This window comes from Shinella sp., assembly GCF_052438155.1.
Lineage (GTDB): Bacteria > Pseudomonadota > Alphaproteobacteria > Rhizobiales > Rhizobiaceae > Shinella.
The window spans coordinates 128,944-150,775 of sequence record NZ_JBQVPI010000004.1; the positions used below are offsets into that span (position 1 = coordinate 128,944).

Below are 21,832 nucleotides of genomic sequence, written 5' to 3' on the forward strand. Positions count from 1 at the left end.
CGTCACCCACAACGAGGCCCTGAGCATCCTCGATGCGGTGCTCCACATTCGCGTGAATGGGGTTGGCAGCAATACGCCACCCGGTGCGCCGGTGGACGGCGAGCGCCATGTGGTCGGCAGCGCGCCGACCGGCGTTTTCGCCTCCAATACCAACAAGATCGCTGCCTTTCGGGATGGCGTCTGGGAGTTTTTTCCACCGCAACCGGGCTGGACGCTGTGGGACGCCACCGGCGAGGCCATCTATGTCTTCCACGACAGCAACTGGATCAAGGCAGCGCCGCCACCGGAGCGACTCACCCTGCTCGGCATCGAAACGGATGCCGACACCGTCAACCGCCTTGCCGTTGCCGCAGCCGCAAGCCTGTTTACCCATGCCGGTGCGGGTCACCAGATCAAGGTCAACAAGGCGGCAGCCGCAAACACGGCCTCCCTGTTGTTCCAGACCAACTGGTCCGGCCGGGCGGAAATGGGCCTCGCCGGCAATGACGATTTCTCGGTAAAGGTCTCCGCCGACGGCAGCGCCTGGAAAACCCCGCTATACCTGAAGGCGTCCGATGGTTTTTTCGGTGTCAACGCGACGGACATCCGCTACCTCCTGACCGTCGGCCAGCCCGGCGCGACCGACAGCCTTCTCAACTACGACAAGACGATCGGCGTGGCCGGTGCGGGTGCCGCCTATTTCCGAGGGCAGGACACGACGAACAACGTCCGCTTCGTGATGGGCACCTTCACGAACAATGTGATGCTGGCGTCGAAGAGCAACCATCCGCTGGTCTTCAAGGTCAATGATACGGTCGAATCCTTCCGCATCGCGACGACTGGCCAGATCGGTATCGGCATCACCGCACCGAACGCATCCGCATTGGTCGACATGACCAGCACGACCCGTGGCTTCCTCCCGCCCCGCATGACGACGACGCAACGCAACGCGATCGCCTCACCTGCGGAAGGACTGGTCGTCTACAACATGACCCTGCACCAGCTGCAATTCTGGAATGGCACGGCCTGGATGAGCATCGCGGGGGTTTGACGTTCCGCCCCGCGCGCGAGCTTCCATCCTCTACGAAGCAAAGGACTTCAAGATCGGACACGGCCCGGTCTTGCCGACCGCACATTCCGAAACAAGCGTTTGGAGCGAAGCCCGGGCCCTCTCAAGCTCTTTCATCCGGGCATCCAGCTCGGCAAGGCGCTTGTTCGCCATGTCGCGCACGGCGGCGCGGTCTTCACCGGAATCGAGCGTCAGCAGCTGCCGGATTTCTTCCAGCGTGAAACCGGCCGTCTGGGCTTGCCGGATGAAGCGGAGACGACTGACATCCGCCTCGCCGTAATGACGGATACCGTCCGGCCGCTTCGGCGTCGAAAGCAGGCCGCGACGCTGGTAAAACCGCACCGTCTCGACGCCGACATTGGCGGCCGCCGCAAGTTTTCCGATCGTGAGGTCTTGAGGGTGTTGACTCCGTACCATGGTACGGAACTTATAGTCCTGCCAATGATTTCACAAGACAGGAGACGTGAGATGTTGGACAGGACCAATCCGGATGCAGACCGCAAGGCCATCCTCTACCGCATGGTGATGCCAGGCCACACCTGCCCCTATGGCCTCAAGGCGAAGGATCTTCTGCACCGCTCGGGCTATGTGGTCGACGACCGTCACCTGACGACGCGCGAAGAGACCGACGCCTTCAAGGCCAAGCATGAGGTGGCGACCACCCCGCAGGTCTTTATCGATGGCGAACGTATTGGCGGCTACGACGATCTTCGCCGTTTCCTCGGCAAACCCGTCGCCGACCCGAAGGCGACCAGCTATCGGCCGGTGATCGTGCTCTTCACGCTGACGGCGTTGATCGCCATGGCGGCGAGTTTTGCAGTGAGCGGCACGCCCTTCACGCTGAAGGCGGCGGAGTGGTTCATCGCCTTCTCGATGGTCGTGCTTGCCATGCTGAAGCTGCAGAATGTCGAGAGCTTCGCGACCATGTTCCTGAACTACGACCTGCTCGCGAAACGCTGGGTGCCCTACAGCTACATCTACCCCTATGCCGAGGGCCTGGCCGGGGTGCTGATGGTGGCCGGCGCCCTCAACTGGCTGTCGATCCCCACCGCCCTCTTTATCGGCACCATCGGGGCCGTCTCGGTGTTCAAGGCGGTCTATATCGACCGGCGCGAGCTGAAATGCGCCTGCGTGGGCGGATCGAGCAATGTTCCCCTCGGCTTCATCTCGCTGACGGAAAACCTGATGATGATCGCCATGGCGGTTTGGATGGCTGCGGCGGCGCTGGGATACACGGCACCCCACGCAATGTAGCGTACCAGGCGGCGCTCGGCACGAAAATGCTACGCGCCGCCTGCAGCGTTGCGGTTTTCCATCAAAACGCGAAACGCGCTCCACCCGGCAAACCCATTTCTTGACCTTTTTTTCATGGTCGTCGCGTAAGCAAGTCTGGGCGGCTGTGGTTCGCCGGAGAACCGCAATGGGGACAGGGTCCGAGTAGGTCGCGATGCCGAGCGTACGTTCATTTGAGGTCGGGGATGTCGATGCGGTCGCGGATCTCTTCCAGCGGCTTCTGCGCAAAAGCGCGCAGCCGGCGGGCGACGACCTGAAAACCTATCTGCGCGCGCTGTTCCTGGATTTCACCGATCGCGACCCCGACATACGCTCGCGCGTCCATATGCGCGATGACGGCAGCGTTTCCGGCTTTCTCGGTGTCCTGCCGGTGCGGATGGAATTTGAAGGCCGCCCCGTTCGGGCGGCAAACTGCGGCACCTTCGCCTGCGACGATCGCGAGAGCGACCCCTTTGCCGGTGCGCGCCTGCTGCGCGACGTGCTCTCCGGGCCGCAGGATTTTTCCTTTACCGAAACGTCGAACGATGTTTCGACCGACATGTGGCGCAGCATGCGCGCCACTGTCCTTGGCCCCTACAGCCTCGAATGGCTGCGTGTCCTGCGACCGGCCGCCTTCGCGCTGGAAGCCGCGGCCGGACGAATGTCCGCTCTCAGGTTGCTCTCGCCAGTGGCGAAAGCGGCTGACGCGCTGGTCAGGCGTCGCGGAAAATCAGCATGGATCTCCTATACGCCACTTGCCGGCAAGGCTGACGCATTCGCAGACGTTCCGGTCGACGACGAGGAGTTTGCGGCCCTCTGCCAGAGCTTCGTGACGCAATTTCCCCTCCATCCTGTCTGGGACCAGCCGACGCTGACGGCGATGCTGCAACACGCCAAGCGCAAGGCCTTGCATGGCGAGCGCGTCCAGCATGCCGTCAAATCCCGGTCCGGCAAGGCGATCGGCCTCTATCTCTACTACGGCAATCCCGGCGGCATCGGCCGCACGGTGCAGATCCTGGCCGCGCCCGGGCAGGAATCGGTTGTCATCGACTGCCTGTTGCGCAATGCCCATGAACGTGGACTCGTCGCCATGCGCGGCCGCACGCAGCCGATCCTGCTGAATGCCATGATCGGCAAGAAATGCACCTTCCTGCACGCGTCCTCGACTGTCGTGCATTCCCGAAACCCTGATCTCCTTGCCGCCATGACGAACGGGCATGCCTTCCTCAACGGCCTTGCCGGCGAAGGTTGGACCCGCCTCATCGGCGACCGGTTCGGATAGGCTCATCATGTGTGGGATAGCGGGCTACCATGGGGGAAACATCGCGCCGGACCGGGCGGCTGAGTACCTTCGTCTTATGGTCGCGGCGCTGCGGCATCGCGGCCCGGATGGTGAAGGCATCCTCATCCACGGCGATACCGGCCTTGCCCATACCCGCCTCTCCATCGTCGGCCTAGCCGACGGCGCCCAGCCGATGGCGACTGAGGACGATGCGCTCGCGGTCTCCTTCAACGGCGAAATCTTCAACTATGTCGAACTGCGCGACGACCTGAAAAGCCGTGGCCACCGGTTCCGCACGACCTCGGATACCGAGGTGCTGCTCGCCGCCTACGAGCGGAAGGGCCTCGACTGCCTTGAGGATTTCAACGGCGATTTCGCCTTTGCCATCCACGATGCGCGACAGCGGACGCTTGTGCTCGCCCGCGACCGTATGGGGGTGCGTCCGCTCTTCTACACCGAGTATGAGGGCGCGCTGTTCTTCGCCTCGGAGATCAAGGCGCTGCTGGCCCTGCCCGGCTTCGCCGCCGAAATCGACCCGCTGGCGCTCGACCAGATCTTTACGCTCTGGTGCCCGATCCCGCCGCGCACGGCCTTCCGCGGCATCCACGAACTTCCGCCCGGCCATATGATGACCCTGCGAGACGGCCAGAAGACAATCCGCCCCTGGTGGCAGCTCTCCTTCCCGGACCGCGGCGACGCAGCACCGTCCGGCCCGCCGGAGGCGCAGGCAGAAGAACTGCGTGCGCTCCTGACGGACGCAACTCGCATCCGTCTGCGCGCCGACGTCCCCGTTGGCGCCTATCTCTCCGGTGGCCTCGACTCTTCGCTGATCTCGGCGCTTGCAGCCCGCACCGTCACCCGGGGGCTCAGGACATTTTCGCTGACGTTCCGAAGCGAAGAACATGATGAAAGCACCTGGCAGCGCCAAATGGCGGCGACACTCGGGACCGCTTCAGACAGCGTCGAATGCTCCACCGAGGCAATCGTGGAGCGTTTGCCGGAGGTGATGCGCCATATCGAACGCCCGATCCTGCGTACCGCGCCGGTCCCGCTGCACCTGCTCGCCGGGCGCGTGCGCGATCAGGGCATGAAGGTCGTGCTGACCGGCGAAGGCGCGGACGAGATTTTCGCTGGCTATGACCTGTTCCGTGAGGCGCGGGTCCGGCGCTTCTGCGGCCGCCAGCCGGACTCCAACCGGCGCCCGCGCCTCTTCCAGCGGCTTTACCCCTATCTGCCCGGCCTCAAGCAGCAGTCACCGGATTATCTCGCGCGTTTCTTTTCCTTCGGGTCCGAGGCGCTGGACGATCCGCTCTATTCGCACCGCCCGCGCTTCCGCTCGACATCGGCCGCCAAACTCTTCTTTTCCGCCGACCTCAAGCAGGCGATCGGCGATTACGATGCAGCGGCAGATCTAGCAGCCCAGCTGCCGGCCGATTTTGACCGCTGGCACCCGCTGCATCAGGCGCAATATCTCGAAACGGCCTTCCTGCTGCCCGGCTACATCCTCTCCAGCCAGGGCGACCGGGTGATGATGGCGAATGCCGTGGAAGGGCGTTTTCCTTTCCTCGATCACCGCGTTGTCGGCTTTGCCGCAAGCCTCTCCCCTGAGACGAAGCTGCTCGGCCTGAAGGAAAAGCACATCCTCAAGCAAGCCGCCCGCGGTCTCGTGCCGGCCGAGATCATCGATCGCCCGAAACAGCCCTATCGCGCGCCCGACAGCGAAATTTTTGCCGCGCCACACGCGCCGGCCTATCTCGACACCGTGCTGTCGCCGGCGCGTCTGGCGCAAAGCGGGCTGTTCAATGTTGCGGCAGTGGGCAAACTCAAGGAAAAAGTCCTCAAGGGACACGTCACCGGATTTCGCGACAACGCGGCCTTTATCGGCGTGCTGTCGACCGAACTGCTGCGCGGTCTGGACGCTGCGCAATCATCACAAACCGCACCGAGGATCGGGATACACCAAGAATGACCGACGAAACCAGAACCGCCATCCGCGCCTTCGTGGTGGAGAATTTTCTTTTCGGAGACGACAGCCATCCGCTGCCGGCAGACCTGTCGCTGATCGACAATGACCTGATCGATTCGACGGGCATTCTCGAACTCGTCGGCTTCCTCGAAGAGCGTTTTGCCATTCGGGTGGCCGACGCCGATATCGTTCCGGCCAACCTCGATACGATCGACCGGATTGCCGGCTTCATCGCCCGCAAGCAGGCAGCCTGACGGCGGAAACGATCATGCGGATCGAGCGGTATCTTCAAGACAGCGCAGCCCGCGATGGCGCCAGGACGGCGGTCGTCGCGGGGGAGACGCGGCTGAGCTACGCACGTTTTCTCGATCTCTCCACCCGCATGGCCGCGACACTCCGCGCGAACGGCATCGGTCCCGGCGACCGCGTCCTCATCCTGCTCGACAATGGCTGGCAGGCGGCTGTCACGATTTTCGCCACATGGATCGCCGGCGCAGCGATCTGCCCCGTCAATCCTGCCAGCAAAGCTGCCCGTCTCGCGCAGATTGCACGGGACTGCCGTCCTGCAGTGCTGATCGTTGAAGGACGGTTGGAGCCCATTATCCAGGGAGTGCCGGAACTCGCAGACATACCGCGCCTCGTCACAGGCGATGGGGGCAGTTTCGATGCCGGGCTTGAAGCGGATCCGCTCGGCCCCGAAACACACCCGGACACGGACCTCGCCGCGCTGATATACACGTCGGGATCGACGGGCGAGCCCAAGGGCGTGATGCTTGCCCATGAGAACATGGACGCGGCCGCCCGGTCGATCACCACCTATCTCGGAAACACCGCCTCCGACGTCATCCTCGTCGTGCTTCCCCTGTCCTTCGGCTACGGGCTCACCCAACTCGTGACCGCGATGCGCGTCGGCGCGACGCTGGTCATCGAAAAGTCGTTCGCCTTCCCGCAATCAATCTTCGAGAAAATCCGCGACGAGCGGGTAACCGGCTTCCCGCTGGTGCCGACCATGGCCGCGATGATGCTGCAGGCCCGGGAACTCGACCCGTCCCATTTTGCCAGCCTGCGCTACATGACGAGCGCGGCCGCGCCGCTGCCGCTCGCCCATGTCGACGGATTGCGCACCCTCCTGCCGCAGGCCCGCCTCTACATCATGTACGGCCAGACCGAATGCACCCGCGTCAGTTGGCTGCCGCCGGAAGAGATCGACACCCGACGCGGTTCCGTCGGCATCGCCATTCCGGGAACCCGTGCCGAAGTCATCGACGAGGCGGGCAACCCGCTGCCCCCCGGGGAGGTTGGCGAGTTGGTGGTCAGCGGACCGCATGTCATGCGCGGCTACTGGCAAAACGACGCTGCGACGCGTCAAACGCTGCGGCCGGATCCGCGCACCGGCGCCTTGCGGCTACACACCGGCGACCTCTTCACATCGGATGCGGATGGCTATCTCACCTTCGTCGCCCGGATGGACGACATCATCAAATCGCGCGGCGAGAAGGTTGCGCCGAAGGCCGTCGAGGACGTGCTCTGCCGCATGCCGGGCATAGCGGAAGCGCTTGTCGTCGGTGTGCCGCATGATGTGCTCGGGCAGGTCGTGAAAGCCGTCGTCGTCGCCACCGACCCCGCGCTGACCGAGCGGGATGTCATGCGCTTCTGTGCCCGAAACCTCGAAGACCACATGGTCCCGAAACTCGTCGAGTTCCGGGACGCTTTGCCCAAGACCGATTCCGGCAAGGCCATCCGTCGCCTCGCCGCCGCACCCGCCAACACCATAGGATCAACCGCATGACCACGCCGAAGACCCACACGCCAGCCTTCGCCCCGCTCGTGCTCGACGCTGCCGCGGAAGTAGAGCGTATTACTCGCTGGATGCGCGAGGAATTGCGCACCGGCCTGCGTAAGCGCGGTCTGGTCCTCGGCATTTCCGGCGGCATCGATTCCAGCCTCTGCGCGGCGCTCGCCGTGCGGGCGCTCGGTGCTAAAAACGTGTTTGCCTTGTTCATGCCGGAGAATGATTCCGACCCGGAAAGCCTGCGTCTCGGGCGAAGCGTCGCCGAAACCTTTGGCATCGAGAGCGTCGTCGAGGATATCGGCCCGTCGCTCGCCGCCATGGGCTGCTATGAGCGCCGCGACGCCTTCATCCGCGAGGCCGTGCCGGAGTTCGGCCCGGGCTGGGGCTCCAAAATCGTCTTCGACAACCCGATGACGACCGGCGGATACAACATCTCCTCGCTCGTCGTGCGCACCCCGGACGGCGAGATGCGCAAGGTGCGGCTGTCCGCGAACGCCTATCTCGGCATCGTCGCGGCAACGAACATGAAGCAGCGCACCCGCAAGCAGCTTGAATATTACCACGCCGACCGGCTGAACTTTGCCGTCATCGGCACGCCGAACCGGCTGGAATACGACCAGGGCTTCTTCGTGAAGAACGGCGATGGTGCCGCCGACATCAAGCCGATCGCCCATCTCTACAAGTCACAGGTTTACCAGCTCGCCGCCCATCTCGGCGTGCCGGCCGAGATCCTCTCCCGCCCGCCGACCACCGACACCTATTCACTGCCGCAGACGCAGGAAGAATTCTACTTCGCCCTGCCCTACGCCAAGATGGACATCTGCCTCTACGGGCTTGAACAAGGGCTGCCGGCGGCAACGATTGCGGCCGCGACCGGGCTCAAGGATGGCGATGTCGAATTGGTCTGGGCCGATATCACGGCCAAGCGCAAGGTCGCCCGTTACCTGCATTGCCCGCCGCTCGTCATGGCTGGGAGGTCATAGTCGACCGGAGAGATAAGCCGTTTCACGGCTTACGGAAAAGCTCCATGAGGTCCACGGAATCCGTGGGCTTCGCGCCGAGTTCGAGGTGATCCTGAATGTGCCGCAGGTGCAGCGTCATCATCCAGGCGGCCTTTTCTGCGTCGCGCGTGTGAAAGGCCCCGACGATCGCCGCATGGTCGTCGTCGCGACAGTTGCTGACGCCGGCGCCGAAAAGGCCGATGATCAGCGAGGTGCGTGTGACAAGTTCCTTCATCGTGCGGATAAGGATGGCGTTGCCGGCGACCTGCGCGAGCAGGGTGTGGAACTGGCCGGAAAGGCGGATCGCGTCGTGTCTGTGGCGCTCCTTGTGCGCCACATATTCCATTTCCAGATGACGGGTCAGCGCCGTTATGTCCTCGTCCGAGGCGCGCTGGACGGCAAGGCGCGCGATGTTCGGCTCGAGCGCCAGGCGCGCCTCGAAGACCTCGCGGGCCTGCTCGGGCGTCGGTGACGCGACGAAGGCGCCACGGTTGGCGTGCAGTTCCACGACTTCGCGGCTGGCGAGCAGCAGCAGACTGCGGCGGATGCGCATGCGTCCAACCCCGAAGGCGTCGCACAGGGCCGACTCGGAAAGTTTCGTGCCCGGCGGCAATCTCTGTTCGATGACGGCATCGAAAATGCGCTCGACGATGTCGCTCTCGTCGACTTCGTCCGCCTCCACCACGTTACCTCTGCTCAAATCAACCACCGCATCTCCTCACATGCGCATTCTATTGCACTGCCACTAAATATGTCTGATTTGGTTGACCAACAAGCGCATATTTCGTCGACGAAAATCACAATGCCTTGTTCACGAGCTATTGACAAGATTGTTAACAATGCATTCAATGCCCTGGCCAAGGCCGAACGTGCCGCCCTCGCGACCCGCTCGCCCATAGAAAATAGATCAATGGCCCAGAGGAAGAACATCATGCACAAGCGCACATTCCTGAAATTTTCCGCCCTCGCCGCAGCCACCGTGCTGTCCATGCCGCTTATGGCGTACGCACAGAACCCGACTCTGAAAGTCGGCTTCGTCGGCGTCACCTCCGGCCCGGCTGCGTCCTGGGGCGTCTCGAACCAGCGTTCGATGGAAGCCCGTGCGGCCTGGCTGAACGAGCTGGGCGGCGTCAAGATCGGCGACAAGACCTACACGATCGAGATCGTACCCTTCGACGACCAAAAGGACCCCAAGCGGGCCATCGCCGGCATGGAGAAGATGTCGCAGGACGGCGTGCACTACGTCGTCGGCCCGAACGTCGATGACGGTGCTGCCGCCGTGCGCCCGGTCGCCGAGCAGAACGGCATCATGTATTTCCCCTATGCCTTCCCCAAGGAACTCTTCACGGCGCCGGCATCGAACGCGATCCTCGGCATGGTTGCGAACTATCAGTCGGGTCCGGCCATCTACAAGTACCTGAAGGAGACCAAGGGCGTGAAGAAGGTGGCCTTCGTCGCCGCCAACGAATCCGACCCGCTGAGCCAGCGTGAATCCGGCATTGCCGCCGCCGAGGCACTTGGGCTGGAAGTCGTCTCCGGCAACGTGACCTACCAGGTGGACACGACCGACTTCACCCCGGTGCTGCTGCCCGTCATCCAGGCTTCGCCCGACCTTCTCGTGCTCTCCGGCGTCTCGCCGGCCAGTGCTCCGCAGCTCATCCGCTCGGCGCGTGAACTCGGCTATACCGGCCTCATCTCGACGGAAACCGGGCAGGATGCGAGCGTTCTGCAGGAAGGTGCCGGCGAACTCGCGGACGGGTTCATCTCCGTCGGTGGCGCGTCCACACCGGAGCTTGCCAGCGACACGATGACGGAATTCGTCACGCGCTACACGAAGATGTTCGGCGAATACAATGACGAGTCGAACACCAAGGTCTATGCACTCGAATACATCCTCGAAACGCTGAAGGCGAACCCCGCCGCCATCGACAATGTCGATGAATTCAAGAAGACGATGGACACGTTTGAGGCCGCCAACCCCTTCATGAAGGGCGACGCCAAGCTGAAATATGTCGGCATGACGTCCTTCGGCCAGAAGCGGCAGATCTCCGTCCCGCTCGTCGTGAACGAGTACAAGGGCGGCAAGTTCGAGACACTGTTCGTCGGCCAGGTCGACTGATCAGAGCCTAACTCTACAAAGAAACGGGATCCGGACCGCGCGTGCAGTTCCGGCCGGGTCCCTCTTTGCCTGAACCTTCCATTGGAGGCTCACGATGGAACAGATAATCGCCAACGGTCTCTACCTCGGCGCGCAATATGCGTTGATCGCCCTCGGGCTGACGCTGATCTTCTCGCTGATGAACGTGCTGAACTTCGCTCACGGGCAGATGTATGTCTTCGGCGGCTTCGTCACCTATACGGTCGTCGTCCAGCTCGGCCTGCCCTTCATCGTCGGTCTCTTCGCCTCGGCGGCGGTCCTGGCGGTCATGGGCGCGGCCATCGAAAAATTCCTCTTCGCGCCGGTCGTGCGCCGCTCGAAACGCGATGAATCGACCATGCTGCTTGCGGCGGGCGTCGCCTTCTTCCTCGATGCCGTCATCCTGCTTGCCTTCGGCGAAAAGCAGCGCGGCGTGCCGAAGATCGTCAACGGCGTGTTCAACTGGGACATGCGGATCATCATGCCCTATGACCGCATCCTGATCGGCGTTCTCGCCATCCTGCTGATCGTCGCCTTCATCGGCTTCATGAACTACTCCAAGACGGGGCGCGCCATGCGCGCACTCGCCCAGGACAAGATGGCCGCCCAGTTGATGGGTGTGAATGTCTCCCGCTACTCGATGATCGGCTTCGCGCTCGGCGCGATGCTCGCCGGCCTCGTCGGGGGCCTGCTTGTCACCATCACCGGCGTCAATCTCGGCATGGGCGGCCCGACCTCGGTCAAGGCCTTCCTGATGATCATGATCGGCGGCGCGGGTGTGATTTCGGGCGCGATTGCCGGGGGCTTCATCCTCGGCATGATGGAGAGCGTGGGTCTCACCGTGCTTTCAGCCTATGGCGACATTACCTACCTCGTCATCTTCGCCTCGTTGATGGTGTTCCTGGCCGTCCGCCCGCAGGGGCTGATGGGCAAGCCGTGGGGTTGAGATCATGAACACGAAAAAACTTCTCGGCTTTGCCGCCTTCCTGATCGCCGTCTTCGTGCTCGTGCCGCTGTTCATCAGCGCGACCGGACGCTGGGACTTCTTCTACACCCTGACCTCGGTCGCGCTGCTCTCCGTGGGTGCTGCCGGCGTCTGGCTCACCTTCTACATCGGCCGCATCAATATCGGCCAGGGTGCCTATGCGCTGGTCGGCGGCTACGTCTCGACCATCCTTGTCACCCAGGCAGGCATCTCCTTCTGGTTGACGCTGCCGCTGGCGGGCCTGTTCTGCGCCTTCGTCTCCGTGCTGATCGGCTTTCCGATCCTTCGTCTCCGCGGCGTCTATTTCGCCATGGTGACGCTGGTATTGACCGAGGTGGCACGCCTCACCGCCCTTGCCTTGCCGATCACCAACGGGGCGAAGGGCATAACCTCCATCCCGCTGCCGGGCGAATTGTCGATCTTCGGCCTGACGATCATCCCGGCCTTCGGGTCGCTCGCCAATCCGCGCTTCGGCTTCTACGTCATGGCCGTTCTGCTGATGGTGATCACGTACCTGGTGCTCTGGCGCATCGTGAACTCGCGGCTCGGGCATCTCTGCCGCAGCCTCCAGCAGAACGAGGAGCTTTCGGCCTCGATCGGCGTCAATACCGCCTATCTCCGGCTGCTCGCCTATGCGATTTCCTCGTTCTTCGGCGGCATCGCGGGCGCCATGTTCGCCGCCATCGCACAGTCGATCTACCCGTCCTCCTTCGTGGTCGCAGACAGCGTGAACTTCATGCTCTACTGCTTCCTCGGCGGCCTCGGTTACGTCTTCGGCCCGATGCTCGGCACATTCCTGCTCTATTTCGGCTGGGACCTGCTGTCGTTCGCTCGGGAATATCAGCTCCTCATCTACTCCGGCGTCATGATCCTGCTCATGCTGGTCCTGCCGAACGGGGTTCTGAGCCTTCTCGACAAGAAGGAGGGCCGCGCATGACCCCCATCCTGCAGATCAAGAACATCACCAAGCGCTACGGCGGCCTGACGGCGGTGAACGACGTCTCCTTCGATGTCAAACAGGGCGAGATCCTCTCGGTGATCGGCCCGAACGGCGCCGGCAAGTCGACGCTGTTCAAGCTGATCTCCTCCTTCGTGCCGGCAACGAGCGGGGAAGTGCTCTTCAACGGTGGGCGCATCTCCAGCCTCGCACCACACAAGGTGGCCCGCATGGGCGTCGTGCGGACCTTCCAGGAAACGACGATCTTCCGCTCCATGACGGTGCGCGAAAACATCATCGTCTCCCATCACCTGCGCTCCAAGGCGAGCCTCTTCGGCTTCTTCCTCGGCAGCAAGCAGGCCAGGGAGGACGAGGCAGCATTTGCGGCCTCGGCCGATGACATCGTCGATTTCCTCGGGCTCCAGGCGATCCGCAACGACCTCGCCTCCAACCTGCCGCAGGGACATCTGCGTGCGCTGGGCATGGCCATCGGCCTTGCCACCGATCCCAAGGTCATCCTGCTCGACGAACCCTTCGCCGGCATGAACCACGACGAGACGATGAAGATGGTGGGCCTTGTCCGCCGGCTTCGCGACGAGCGCGGCGTCACCGTGTTGCTCGTGGAACACGACATGCCCGCGGTGATGAAGATCAGCGACCGCATCGTGTGCATCAACTTCGGCCAGAAGCTCGCCGAGGGCACACCCCAGGAAATCCGCGAGAACGAGAAGGTCATCGAAGCCTATCTCGGCTCCGAAGATGCTGCGATCGGGATGTAAGCCATGACAAAAATATTGAGCGTTGAAAATGTCGAGCTCTACTACGATCACATCTATGCGCTGAAGGGCGTCTCGATCGATGTGGCGGAAGGCGAAACCGTCGCGCTGATCGGCGCGAACGGGGCGGGCAAGTCCTCGATTCTGCGGGCGATCACCGGGCTTCGGCCCATCAAGTCCGGCCAGATCCACTATGAGGGCCAGCGGCTCGACGGCACATCCGCCGACGACGTCGTGCGCAAGGGTATCTCCATGGTGCCGGAGGGGCGCCGCGCCTTCCCGCTGATGTCGGTGAAGGACAATCTCCTGATGGGAGCCTTCACACGCGGCGACAAGGCGGAAATCGAAAAGACGCTGGAAAACGTGCTGACGCGCTTTCCGCGCCTACGCGAGCGCTATCACCAGCAAGCAAACACCATGTCCGGTGGCGAACAGCAGATGATGGTGATCGGCCGTGCCCTCATGGCCCGGCCGAAGCTTCTGCTTCTGGACGAGCCGTCTCTCGGCATCGCGCCAAAACTGGTGCAGGACATTGCCCGCGCCATCGTCGCCATCAGCCGCGACGAGAAGGTTTCAATCCTCCTCGTTGAGCAGAACAGCCGCATGGCGCTCTCCATCTCCAACCGCGCTTACGCGCTTTCCACCGGGTCGATCGCGCTGTCAGGTAACTCAAAAGACCTGATGAACGACGACCGCATTAAAGCTGCCTACCTCGGAGGCGAACTCTGACATGAAAATCCTCGTCATCAACCCCAACACCACCGCATCGATGACGGAACACATCGGCAAGGCGGCGCGCGCCGCCGCCTCTCGCGGAACCGAAATCACGGCCATCAACCCCGTGCACGGGCCGGTCTCCATAGAAGGCTACTTCGACGAGGCGATGAGCCTCGCCGGACTGCTCGACACCATCCGCAGCAACCCGGATTGCGACGCCGTCGTCATCGCCTGTTTCGACGATACCGGCCTCGACGCCGCCCGCTGCCTCACCGACAAGCCGGTGATCGGCATCGGCGAGGCCGCCTATCACTTCGCCTCGATGATCTCGAACAAGTTTTCCGTGGTGACCACGCTTGCTCGCTCGGTTCCGGCGCTGGAGCATAACCTCTCCCGGTACGGCCTCGACACCCGCTGCGCCCGCGTGCGTTCCTCGGAAGTGGCGGTGCTGGAACTGGAACAACCGGGCTCTAACGCCCGCCAGAAGATCAGCGCCGAGATCGGCCTTGCCGTTACGGAGGACCGGGCGGAGGCGATCGTGCTCGGTTGCGCCGGCATGGCGAGCCTCGCCGCCGACCTTTCCGCAGAACACGGCCTGCCCGTGCTCGACGGTGTTTCCTGTGCGGTGAAGCTGGCCGAAGCCATGGCCGGCCTCAGCATCCGCACCTCCCGCCTCGGCGGCTATGCGCCGCCACCGGCCAGCAAAATCGACGGTGCCTTCCGCTCCGCGGATTAAGGATCCGCCCCGAAACGACAAGGCAAGCGACCAGCGCCCGCGGGCGTCTGGTCGCGCCTCTTCGGCGGCCACTGGCCACAACACGCCCCAATTGCCGCGACACCTGGCTTCCATCGACAGCATGACAGGCGGGCCGATCACAATCCGCTGCGCGCGTTTCGCATCTGGATTTGTCGATTCGGCGCGTGTCACCGATTCTGTTTGGAACACGTTTGGGGGCGTGCTGTCCCACTGAGGCAGAGTCTGGGACGACCTATAGCCCGCGACACAGAAAACTCTGAAAAACCGGGGTTTCGAGGTCGCCCGCCAACCTCTTCGCGCGCCAAACTTCAGCTTCAGGCAAGCCCCCTTTCGTATCGATGGATTGCTGGATTGTGCAAATATCCGGCCAGTGCCCCGCGCACGGCTGCCGAACGCAGCCGGATTTTGCGGAAAGCATTGCGATCTTTCATTAGGGATTTTCCATATGACATCTGTCGTTTCCTCCTTGAGCATCAGCCAGATCAAGCAGCTTTCCACGGCGGCGATCGCAGGCTGGACGACGAAAGATGTCGCCGCCCTATCCACGGGCCAGCTCGCTGCCTTCTCCTCCAAGCAGGTCGCCGCACTCGAGGTGGAGGATATAGAGACCCTCAGCACGAAGCAGCTGAGCGCCATTTCGCAGAATGCCATCATCGGCTTGTCGCTCGACCAGCTCGGCGCCCTCGACAAGTTCGCCATCGAAAGCCTGACCCAGAACCAGGTGGGCGCCCTCACGACCGGGCAGATCGGTGCCTTGAATGAAGAGCAGGTGGAGGCATTCACCTCTTCCCAGGTCAAGGTTTTGAGTGCCGCCCAGCTTGCCGCCATTTCTCCGGACGAGCTGGCAACGTTTTCGACCGAGGATATGGCCGCTATCAGCTACAAGGCCGTGCAGGCTCTGAGCACGGCGGCCATCAAGGCGCTGTCACCCGACCAGATCGGTGCACTGAACAGCCTCGCCATTGCCGGCTTCACGCTGCCGCAAGCCACCTCGCTGACGCCCGAGCAGATTGCCGGCATGACGACGGCGCAGGTCGCAATGCTCAAGCCGGCACAGATCGCCGCGCTCAGCACGGACGCCATCGCCGCCTTCACCACGGCGCAAATTCCAGCACTCAGCACCAGCGCGATCACCGGCCTGACGGCGACCCAGATCAGTGCTATGAGCAGCGACCAGATCGAAGCGCTGTCGCCCAACCAGGTCAAGGTTGTCACCGCGCAGCAGCTCGCGGCCATGGGAGCCGACGACATCGCCACCTTCTCGACGGGCGACATCGCTGCGATTAGTGGCAAGGCCCTGCCGGGTCTCGGGACTGCGGCAATCGCGGCCCTTTCGGCCGAACAGATCACCGCCCTCAGCCCAAAGACCATCGCCGCACTGACGACCGCCCAGATCACGGCCTTCGGTCCGGGACAGATCGAGGGGCTGACGACCGCGCAGATCCGCGCGATGACCGCAGCGCAATTCGCCGTCATGGACTCGCGGGACATCGCAGCATTCTCCGAGGAAAATATCGCCGCCATCACCGCCAAGGCACTCAAGGGCTTTGGCACCGGCGCGATGGCGGCACTGTTGCCCGATCAGATCGAGGCGCTGAGCAGCAGCCAGATCAACGCGCTGGAGCCATGGCAGGTCGCTGCCCTTGGTACGGCTGGCATCAGCTCGCTGTCGACCAAGCAGGTCGCGGCCCTCAGCAGCGCCGCTGTTGCAGGCCTGACAACGGCGCAGATCAGCGCCATGAGCATGGATCAGGTAGAGGCGTTCTTGCCTTCGCAGGTCAAGGTTCTGAGTGGTGCGCAACTTGCGGTCCTCGACGGCGACACCATCTCGACATTCTCTACGCTGGATATCGCCGCGCTCAGCGCCAGCGCTGTCGCCGGCCTCAGCACCAGCGCCATTGCCGGGCTCACGCCCGCCCAGATCACGGCACTCAACGCCAGGGCAATTCCCGGCCTGACGGCCAGCCAGGTCAGCGTCCTCAATGCCGACCAGGTCGAGGCCTTCACGATCACGCAGATCAAGGCGTTCAGCGAAACCCAGGTTGCCGCCTTCGATCGCTATGCATTCGAAGCCTTTTCCGGCGACGAGATCGCCGCAATTCCGGTCAACGCCATTTCGGGGCTGAACTCCGCGGCCATCGCCGCTTTCACCACCGAGCAGATCGCGGCCCTGACACCCAACCAGATCGGTGTGCTCAAGCCCTGGCATATCGCCGCCCTCAGCGTCGAACAGGTCGAGGCGCTTACGCCGGCGCAGATCCGCTACATGACCATCTCGCAGCTTTCCGCCATCGAGCCGGACAGTCTTGCCACGTTCTCCACCGCAGACATTGCGGCACTCAGCAACAGAGCGGTTGCAGGCCTCAGCACGAGCGCCATCGCAGCGCTGTCCGCCGATCAGGTCGCCGCATTCAGCACCACCGCCATTGCAAGCCTCACCATTACGCAGATGGCCGTCTTCGATGCCGACCAGATCGAAGCGTTCACGCCGATGCAGATCCGCGTCATGAGCGCGGCCCAGATTTCGTCGCTGGACGAGCAGGGCCTCGCCGCGCTGACGCCGACACAGATCGCCGCGATCGACGGCAAAGCACTAGGGGCTCTCGGCACCGCAGCTATCGCCGCATTGTCCACCGACCAGATCGCGGCACTGAGCACCGGCGCCATTGCGAGCCTCACGACCAAGCAGTTCGCCGCGCTCGACGCAGACCAGATCGAGGCGCTGACGCCTGCGCAGGTGAAGGTCTTGAGTTCCGCTCAGCTCGGCGCGATTGGGGTGGCGGGCCTCGCCACCTTCTCCACCGCGGATATCGCAGCCATCAGTCACAAGGCCATTCCGGGTCTGAGCAGCGATGCCTTCGCATCCCTGACGAGCGGGCAGATCGCTGCACTCTCGGCGTTGCAGATCGGCGCCCTGCAGTCCAGGCAGCTGGCGAGCATGGACCCTGACTTCTTTGCCTCCCTCACCACCGACCAGATCGCGGCCCTCAGCAGCGGTGCGATCGCCGGACTGACCCCCGACCAGATCGATGCGTTGAGCACAGCGCAGATCGAGGCCCTGACGCCGGCTCAGGTCAAGGCGCTCAGCTCGACGCAACTTGCGGCATTCGACGCAAACGACATTGCCACCTTCTCGACCGCGGATATCGCCGCAATCACCAACAAGGCGATTGCCGGCCTCGACGAGGCGGTCGTATCACGGCTCTCCACAGACCAGGCCGCCGCGCTCAGCCGCAATGCGCTCGCCAGCATGACCGCCGTCCAGATCGAGGCCCTGTCGACCGCGCAGATTGCCGCCTTGACGACCGCCCAGGTCGGTGCGCTCACGGCCACGCAGGTTGCAGCACTGGAGCCGGGCGACATTGCTGCGCTCTCTTCCGCCCAGATCGCAGCGCTCACCAACAGGGCAATTGCCGGGCTTGGGCTTGATACCGTAACCTCGCTGTCGTCGGCGCAGCTCGCCGCAATCAGCAGCACCGCGCTTTCCGGCTTCACGACAGCACAGATCGAGGCGCTGAGCTCCGCTCAGGTCAGCCAGCTTTCCACCACCCAGCTGAAGGCGCTGAAGCCGACACAGATCGCGGCGCTGGAGGACGATATCCAGGCGCTCTCCACCGCCCAGATCGCCAGCCTCAGCTCCGCCACCATCGGGGGCCTCAGCACCGGACAGGTTCGGGCACTCTCCGCCGAGCAGATTTCGGCCCTTACGACGGCGCAGCTCGGCGCGCTGGGTTCCGGTCAGGTCGCGGCTCTCAGCGAAAGTGACCTCGCGTCGTTCTCCACGACGCAGATCGCCGCCCTCAGTGCATCCGGCATTTCCGGCTTGACCGACGACCAGATCGAAGCGCTTGGCCTCAACCAGATCGGCGCGCTCACCAGCCGGCAGATGTCGGCCCTCACCTCGGCGCAGATCGAAGCCTTCGGAACGGACAAGATCGCCGCGCTTTCCACCGCGCAGATTGCGGCACTTAATGCAGCCAGCATCGCCGGCCTCACCTCACAGCAGTTGGCGGTGCTCAGCACCAGCCAGGCGGAAGCGCTCACCAGCGCCCAGGTCGGCGCTCTCACCTCCGAACAGCTCCACGAATTGGGTACGGACGACATTGCGACCTTCTCCACGAAGGATATCGCGATGATCAGCTCCAGCGCGATCGCCGGCCTTTCGACGGCGACCATCGCCTCGCTCTCAACCATTCAGATCGCTGCCCTCAGCGGATCCGCGATCGCCGCCATGATAGCCCGGCAATTGCAGGCCTTGAGCACCGCGCAGGCCGAAGCCCTGACCTCCAACCAGGTCGCCGCCCTCAGTTCGACGCAGCTCGCAGCCCTCAGCCCGGAGGACATCGCGACCTTCTCCACAAAGGACCTCGCGGCTATTACTTCCGATGCGATCGGCGGCCTGTCCACCAGCACGATCGCCGCGCTCTCGGCAACGCAGATCACTGCTCTCAGCACCGGCGGCATCAGCGGGCTTACCACCAGGCAAATCGCAGCTCTTGGCACCGCGCAGGCCGAAGCACTGACCAGCGGCCAGATCGCCGCCCTCAATTCCGAGCAGCTGGCGGCCTTCGGCGCAGATGACATCGCGACGTTCTCGACCAGAGAAATCGCATCCATCAACGCCGGCGCGATTGCGGGCCTCTCCACGGCGGCCGTCGCGTCGCTTTCCAGCGCACAGGTGGCCGCGCTGAGCACATCCGCGATCGGCGCGCTCGAAACAAAGCAGATCAAGGCCCTCACCAGTGACCAGCTCGACGCGCTGACGCCGGCGCAGGTCCGTGCGCTCGATGCCCGGCAGATCGCCATTCTTGGGCCGTCCTATATCGCCTCGCTCACGACCGCGCAGATTGCCGCCCTCAGCACGGCCGCTATTTCCGGCCTGACGACGGACCAGATCATCGCGCTCAGCACCGCGCAGGCCGAAGCCCTCACCAGCAGCCAGATCGCCGCCCTCAGCTCCCGGCAGATCTCGGCACTCAATTCGGACCAGATCGACACCTTCTCGGTTTCGGATATGGGCGCCATCAGCGCCAGCGCCATGGCCGGCCTGTCCACGGCCACCCTCGCCTCCCTCACCACGAGCCAGATCGCGGCGATCGGCCCAGCCGGCCTTTCCGGCATGACGAGCAACCAGATCGTGGCACTCACCACCGATCAGGTCTCGGCCCTGACGACGGCGCAGATCGCAGCGCTCGGCTCCCGGCAGATCGCAGCGCTCGGGACGGAGGACATTGCAGCGCTTTCGCCGAACCAGATCGCCGCCATGAGCGCGTCCGGCGTCGCCGGCCTCACCTCCAGTCAGATCACCGTCCTCTCGCTTTCGCAGGCGGAGGCACTGACCAGCACGCAGGTTGCGGCCCTGAATTCGGCGCAGATTTCCGCCTTCAGCGTTGCCAATCTGGAAACCTTCACCGCCCGTGAAATGGGCGCCATCACGTCGGGCTCAGTCGCTGGTCTTTCGACGGCAACCATCGCCTCGCTTACCACGGCGCAGATCGCCGCAATCAATGTCGCCGGCCTGACGAGCGCACAGGTCGATGCTCTCAGCTCCACACAGCTGGAAGCGTTGACGACGGCCCAGCTCGCCGCCTTCGGCTCCACGCAGATTGGCGCGCTCAGCACGGCCGACATCGCCGCCCTCTCGCTCGCCCAGATCGCGGCCCTGAGTTCGGGCGGCATCGCGGCCCTCAGCACGGACCAGATCGCAGCACTCAGCCCTGACCAGGCGGAAGCCCTGACCAGCACGCAGGTCGGCGCCCTGGGTTCGCGGCAGATTGCTGCCTTCGGCGTGGATGATCTTGAGCGGTTCTCGATCGCCGACCTCGCGGCGATCAGTTCCCGCGGCATTGCGGGCCTGTCGGCTGCGACGATCGCCACGTTGACGACAGCCCAGATTGCGGCGCTCAGCGCCGACGGCGTATCGGGGCTTTCGAGCACTCAGATCGCTGCGCTCAATGCAGATCAGGTCGAGGCTCTGACCAGTACGCAGATCGGTTCGATGAGTGCCAAGCAGCTGGCGGCGCTGACGGCGGAAGGTTTCGCGCTCTTCTCGCTGCCCGAACTCTCGGCGATCAGCTCGCTTGCGATCTCCGGCCTTTCCGTCTCGGTCATTGCCGGGCTTTCGGCCGATCAGATCTCGGCGTTCAGCAGCAGCGGCATCGCAGGCCTTACGACAGCACAGGTCGCGGCCCTGAGCTCGCAGCAGGTGGCGGCACTCTCCACCGCCCAGATCAGTGCGCTCAGCTCCCGGCAGGTTTCGGCTCTGGATGCGCAGGACGTCGCCGCTCTCACGCCCCAGCAGATCGCGGCCCTGAGCGCGAGCGCCGTCTCCGGCCTCACCAGCAGCCAGGTCTCGGGCCTCAATCTCGAGCAGGTCGAGGCTCTCTCGGCCGCACAGATCGGCGCCCTGAGTTCCTCCGCGCTTGCCGGTCTCTCGACGCAGGCCCTCGACACGTTCACGTTCGAAAAACTGGCAGCCATCAGCTCCAGCGCCATCCGCGGCCTGCCGGCCAGCTATCTTGCGACCCTGTCGGAAGCCGAAATCGGCGCGCTCGGCACCGGCGGCATCGCAGGCCTGAGCAGCAACCAGGTTGCAGCACTCACCGTCGAGCAGCTGGAAGCTTTCAGCACCGATCAGATCGCGGCGCTCAGCCCGTCCGGCATCTCGGGATTGACGGCAGCACATATGGGGACCATTTCGATCGAGGAACTCGGCGCCATCAGCTCCTCGGCAATCAAGGGGCTTTCATCGACGGCCATCGGCACGCTCTCGTCCGACGCGATCGCCGCGCTGTCGACGGGCCAGGTCGCGTCCCTCACTTACGGCCAGATGTCAGCCCTTGGCTCATCGCAAATCGCAGCGCTCTCGCCAACACAGGTTGGCGCGCTCACGGCAACCCAGGCTGCGGCGCTTGGCCCCGACGATCTCGCGAGCTTCTCGGTGGAAGATCTCATCTCGCTGACATCGGGCGCGATCTCGGGCCTCAGCACGGCAGCCCTTGCAGGCCTCAGCCCCGAGCAGGCCCAGGCCTTCACGCCCGGCCAACTGGCCTCCATGACATCGTCGCAGGTCAATGCATTGCCCGGCGCGGGCGGCGCATCCGCCATGGCCTATATGGGAGATGACGACCTTTCGGATCTCCTCTCCTCGCTGACGGTGTAA

16 protein-coding genes are annotated in these 21,832 nt (G+C 63.8%); 14 read left to right on the forward strand and 2 right to left on the reverse strand.

The window, feature by feature from the left end:
- A partial coding sequence (locus tag ACT6VE_RS09540; protein ID WP_444798376.1) for a DUF2793 domain-containing protein occupies window positions 1–1,030 on the forward strand: 1,030 nt, incomplete at its 5' end.
- Window positions 1,031–1,060: 30 nt separating this feature from the next.
- Here the strand turns inward: ACT6VE_RS09540 and ACT6VE_RS09545 are convergent.
- Entirely contained in the window at window positions 1,061–1,465 is a 405-nt protein-coding gene (locus ACT6VE_RS09545) for a MerR family transcriptional regulator (protein ID WP_444798377.1), read from the reverse strand.
- A gap of 51 nt (window positions 1,466–1,516) precedes the next feature.
- On the opposite strand from ACT6VE_RS09545, the gene ACT6VE_RS09550 reads away from it, so the two are divergent.
- The 6 genes from ACT6VE_RS09550 (at window position 1,517) to nadE (ending at window position 8,343) form a co-directional block, all read left to right on the forward strand.
- Window positions 1,517–2,302 (forward strand): MauE/DoxX family redox-associated membrane protein, encoded by a 786-nt coding sequence (locus ACT6VE_RS09550; RefSeq protein WP_444798378.1) that lies wholly within the window; start codon window positions 1,517–1,519, stop codon window positions 2,300–2,302.
- A 193-nt stretch (window positions 2,303–2,495) separates the two neighbouring features.
- The gene (locus ACT6VE_RS09555; protein ID WP_444798379.1) at window positions 2,496–3,602 is read left to right on the forward strand and encodes a hypothetical protein; all 1,107 of its coding nucleotides are present in this window, start codon (window positions 2,496–2,498) and stop codon (window positions 3,600–3,602) included.
- 7 nt (window positions 3,603–3,609) lie between these two features.
- Window positions 3,610–5,571 (forward strand): asparagine synthase (glutamine-hydrolyzing), encoded by a 1,962-nt coding sequence (gene asnB / locus ACT6VE_RS09560; RefSeq protein ID WP_444798380.1) that lies wholly within the window; start codon window positions 3,610–3,612, stop codon window positions 5,569–5,571.
- A complete protein-coding gene (locus ACT6VE_RS09565; RefSeq protein WP_069062915.1) occupies window positions 5,568–5,822 on the forward strand; it encodes an acyl carrier protein in 255 nt (84 codons plus the stop codon). The genes asnB and ACT6VE_RS09565 overlap by 4 nt, the downstream gene beginning before the upstream one ends.
- A 14-nt stretch (window positions 5,823–5,836) precedes the next feature.
- Window positions 5,837–7,357 (forward strand): class I adenylate-forming enzyme family protein, encoded by a 1,521-nt coding sequence (locus tag ACT6VE_RS09570; protein WP_444798381.1) that lies wholly within the window; start codon window positions 5,837–5,839, stop codon window positions 7,355–7,357.
- Entirely contained in the window at window positions 7,354–8,343 is a 990-nt protein-coding gene (gene nadE, locus ACT6VE_RS09575; protein ID WP_444798382.1) for an NAD(+) synthase, read from the forward strand. The genes ACT6VE_RS09570 and nadE overlap by 4 nt, the downstream gene beginning before the upstream one ends.
- 22 nt (window positions 8,344–8,365) lie before the next feature.
- Here the strand turns inward: nadE and ACT6VE_RS09580 are convergent, their stop codons facing one another.
- Window positions 8,366–9,061: a GntR family transcriptional regulator gene (locus ACT6VE_RS09580; protein WP_444798383.1), complete on the reverse strand. Its 696-nt coding sequence runs from the start codon at window positions 9,059–9,061 to the stop codon at window positions 8,366–8,368.
- Between the two features lie 231 nt (window positions 9,062–9,292).
- Here ACT6VE_RS09580 and ACT6VE_RS09585 point away from each other — a divergent pair, with 231 nt between their 5' ends.
- The 7 genes from ACT6VE_RS09585 (at window position 9,293) to ACT6VE_RS09615 (ending at window position 21,832) form a co-directional block, all read left to right on the forward strand.
- A complete protein-coding gene (locus ACT6VE_RS09585; RefSeq protein WP_069062910.1) occupies window positions 9,293–10,480 on the forward strand; it encodes an ABC transporter substrate-binding protein in 1,188 nt (395 codons plus the stop codon).
- A gap of 94 nt (window positions 10,481–10,574) precedes the next feature.
- Window positions 10,575–11,444 (forward strand): branched-chain amino acid ABC transporter permease, encoded by an 870-nt coding sequence (locus ACT6VE_RS09590; RefSeq protein ID WP_444798384.1) that lies wholly within the window; start codon window positions 10,575–10,577, stop codon window positions 11,442–11,444.
- Between the two features lie 4 nt (window positions 11,445–11,448).
- The gene (locus tag ACT6VE_RS09595) at window positions 11,449–12,420 is read left to right on the forward strand and encodes a branched-chain amino acid ABC transporter permease (RefSeq protein WP_444798385.1); all 972 of its coding nucleotides are present in this window, start codon (window positions 11,449–11,451) and stop codon (window positions 12,418–12,420) included.
- On the forward strand, window positions 12,417–13,199 hold the full coding sequence (locus ACT6VE_RS09600; RefSeq protein ID WP_444798386.1) for an ABC transporter ATP-binding protein: 783 nt from the start codon (window positions 12,417–12,419) through the stop codon (window positions 13,197–13,199). The genes ACT6VE_RS09595 and ACT6VE_RS09600 overlap by 4 nt, the downstream gene beginning before the upstream one ends.
- Before the next feature lie 3 nt (window positions 13,200–13,202).
- The gene (locus ACT6VE_RS09605; RefSeq protein WP_444798387.1) at window positions 13,203–13,925 is read left to right on the forward strand and encodes an ABC transporter ATP-binding protein; all 723 of its coding nucleotides are present in this window, start codon (window positions 13,203–13,205) and stop codon (window positions 13,923–13,925) included.
- A 1-nt stretch (window position 13,926) separates the two neighbouring features.
- Window positions 13,927–14,649: an aspartate/glutamate racemase family protein gene (locus ACT6VE_RS09610; protein ID WP_444798388.1), complete on the forward strand. Its 723-nt coding sequence runs from the start codon at window positions 13,927–13,929 to the stop codon at window positions 14,647–14,649.
- A 466-nt stretch (window positions 14,650–15,115) separates the two neighbouring features.
- Entirely contained in the window at window positions 15,116–21,832 is a 6,717-nt protein-coding gene (locus ACT6VE_RS09615; RefSeq protein ID WP_444798389.1) for a beta strand repeat-containing protein, read from the forward strand.

Coding starts and splice junctions, on each gene's coding strand:
- ACT6VE_RS09585 (WP_069062910.1), top strand. CDS start 9,293: ATGCACAAGCGCACATTCCTGAAATTTTCCGCCCTCGCCGCAGCCACC.
- ACT6VE_RS09610 (WP_444798388.1), top strand. CDS start 13,927: ATGAAAATCCTCGTCATCAACCCCAACACCACCGCATCGATGACGGAA.
- nadE (WP_444798382.1), top strand. CDS start 7,354: ATGACCACGCCGAAGACCCACACGCCAGCCTTCGCCCCGCTCGTGCTC.
- ACT6VE_RS09570 (WP_444798381.1), top strand. CDS start 5,837: ATGCGGATCGAGCGGTATCTTCAAGACAGCGCAGCCCGCGATGGCGCC.
- ACT6VE_RS09545 (WP_444798377.1), bottom strand. CDS start 1,465: ATGGTACGGAGTCAACACCCTCAAGACCTCACGATCGGAAAACTTGCG.
- ACT6VE_RS09595 (WP_444798385.1), top strand. CDS start 11,449: ATGAACACGAAAAAACTTCTCGGCTTTGCCGCCTTCCTGATCGCCGTC.
- ACT6VE_RS09600 (WP_444798386.1), top strand. CDS start 12,417: ATGACCCCCATCCTGCAGATCAAGAACATCACCAAGCGCTACGGCGGC.
- ACT6VE_RS09555 (WP_444798379.1), top strand. CDS start 2,496: ATGCCGAGCGTACGTTCATTTGAGGTCGGGGATGTCGATGCGGTCGCG.
- ACT6VE_RS09565 (WP_069062915.1), top strand. CDS start 5,568: ATGACCGACGAAACCAGAACCGCCATCCGCGCCTTCGTGGTGGAGAAT.
- asnB (WP_444798380.1), top strand. CDS start 3,610: ATGTGTGGGATAGCGGGCTACCATGGGGGAAACATCGCGCCGGACCGG.
- ACT6VE_RS09605 (WP_444798387.1), top strand. CDS start 13,203: ATGACAAAAATATTGAGCGTTGAAAATGTCGAGCTCTACTACGATCAC.
- ACT6VE_RS09590 (WP_444798384.1), top strand. CDS start 10,575: ATGGAACAGATAATCGCCAACGGTCTCTACCTCGGCGCGCAATATGCG.
- ACT6VE_RS09550 (WP_444798378.1), top strand. CDS start 1,517: ATGTTGGACAGGACCAATCCGGATGCAGACCGCAAGGCCATCCTCTAC.
- ACT6VE_RS09615 (WP_444798389.1), top strand. CDS start 15,116: ATGACATCTGTCGTTTCCTCCTTGAGCATCAGCCAGATCAAGCAGCTT.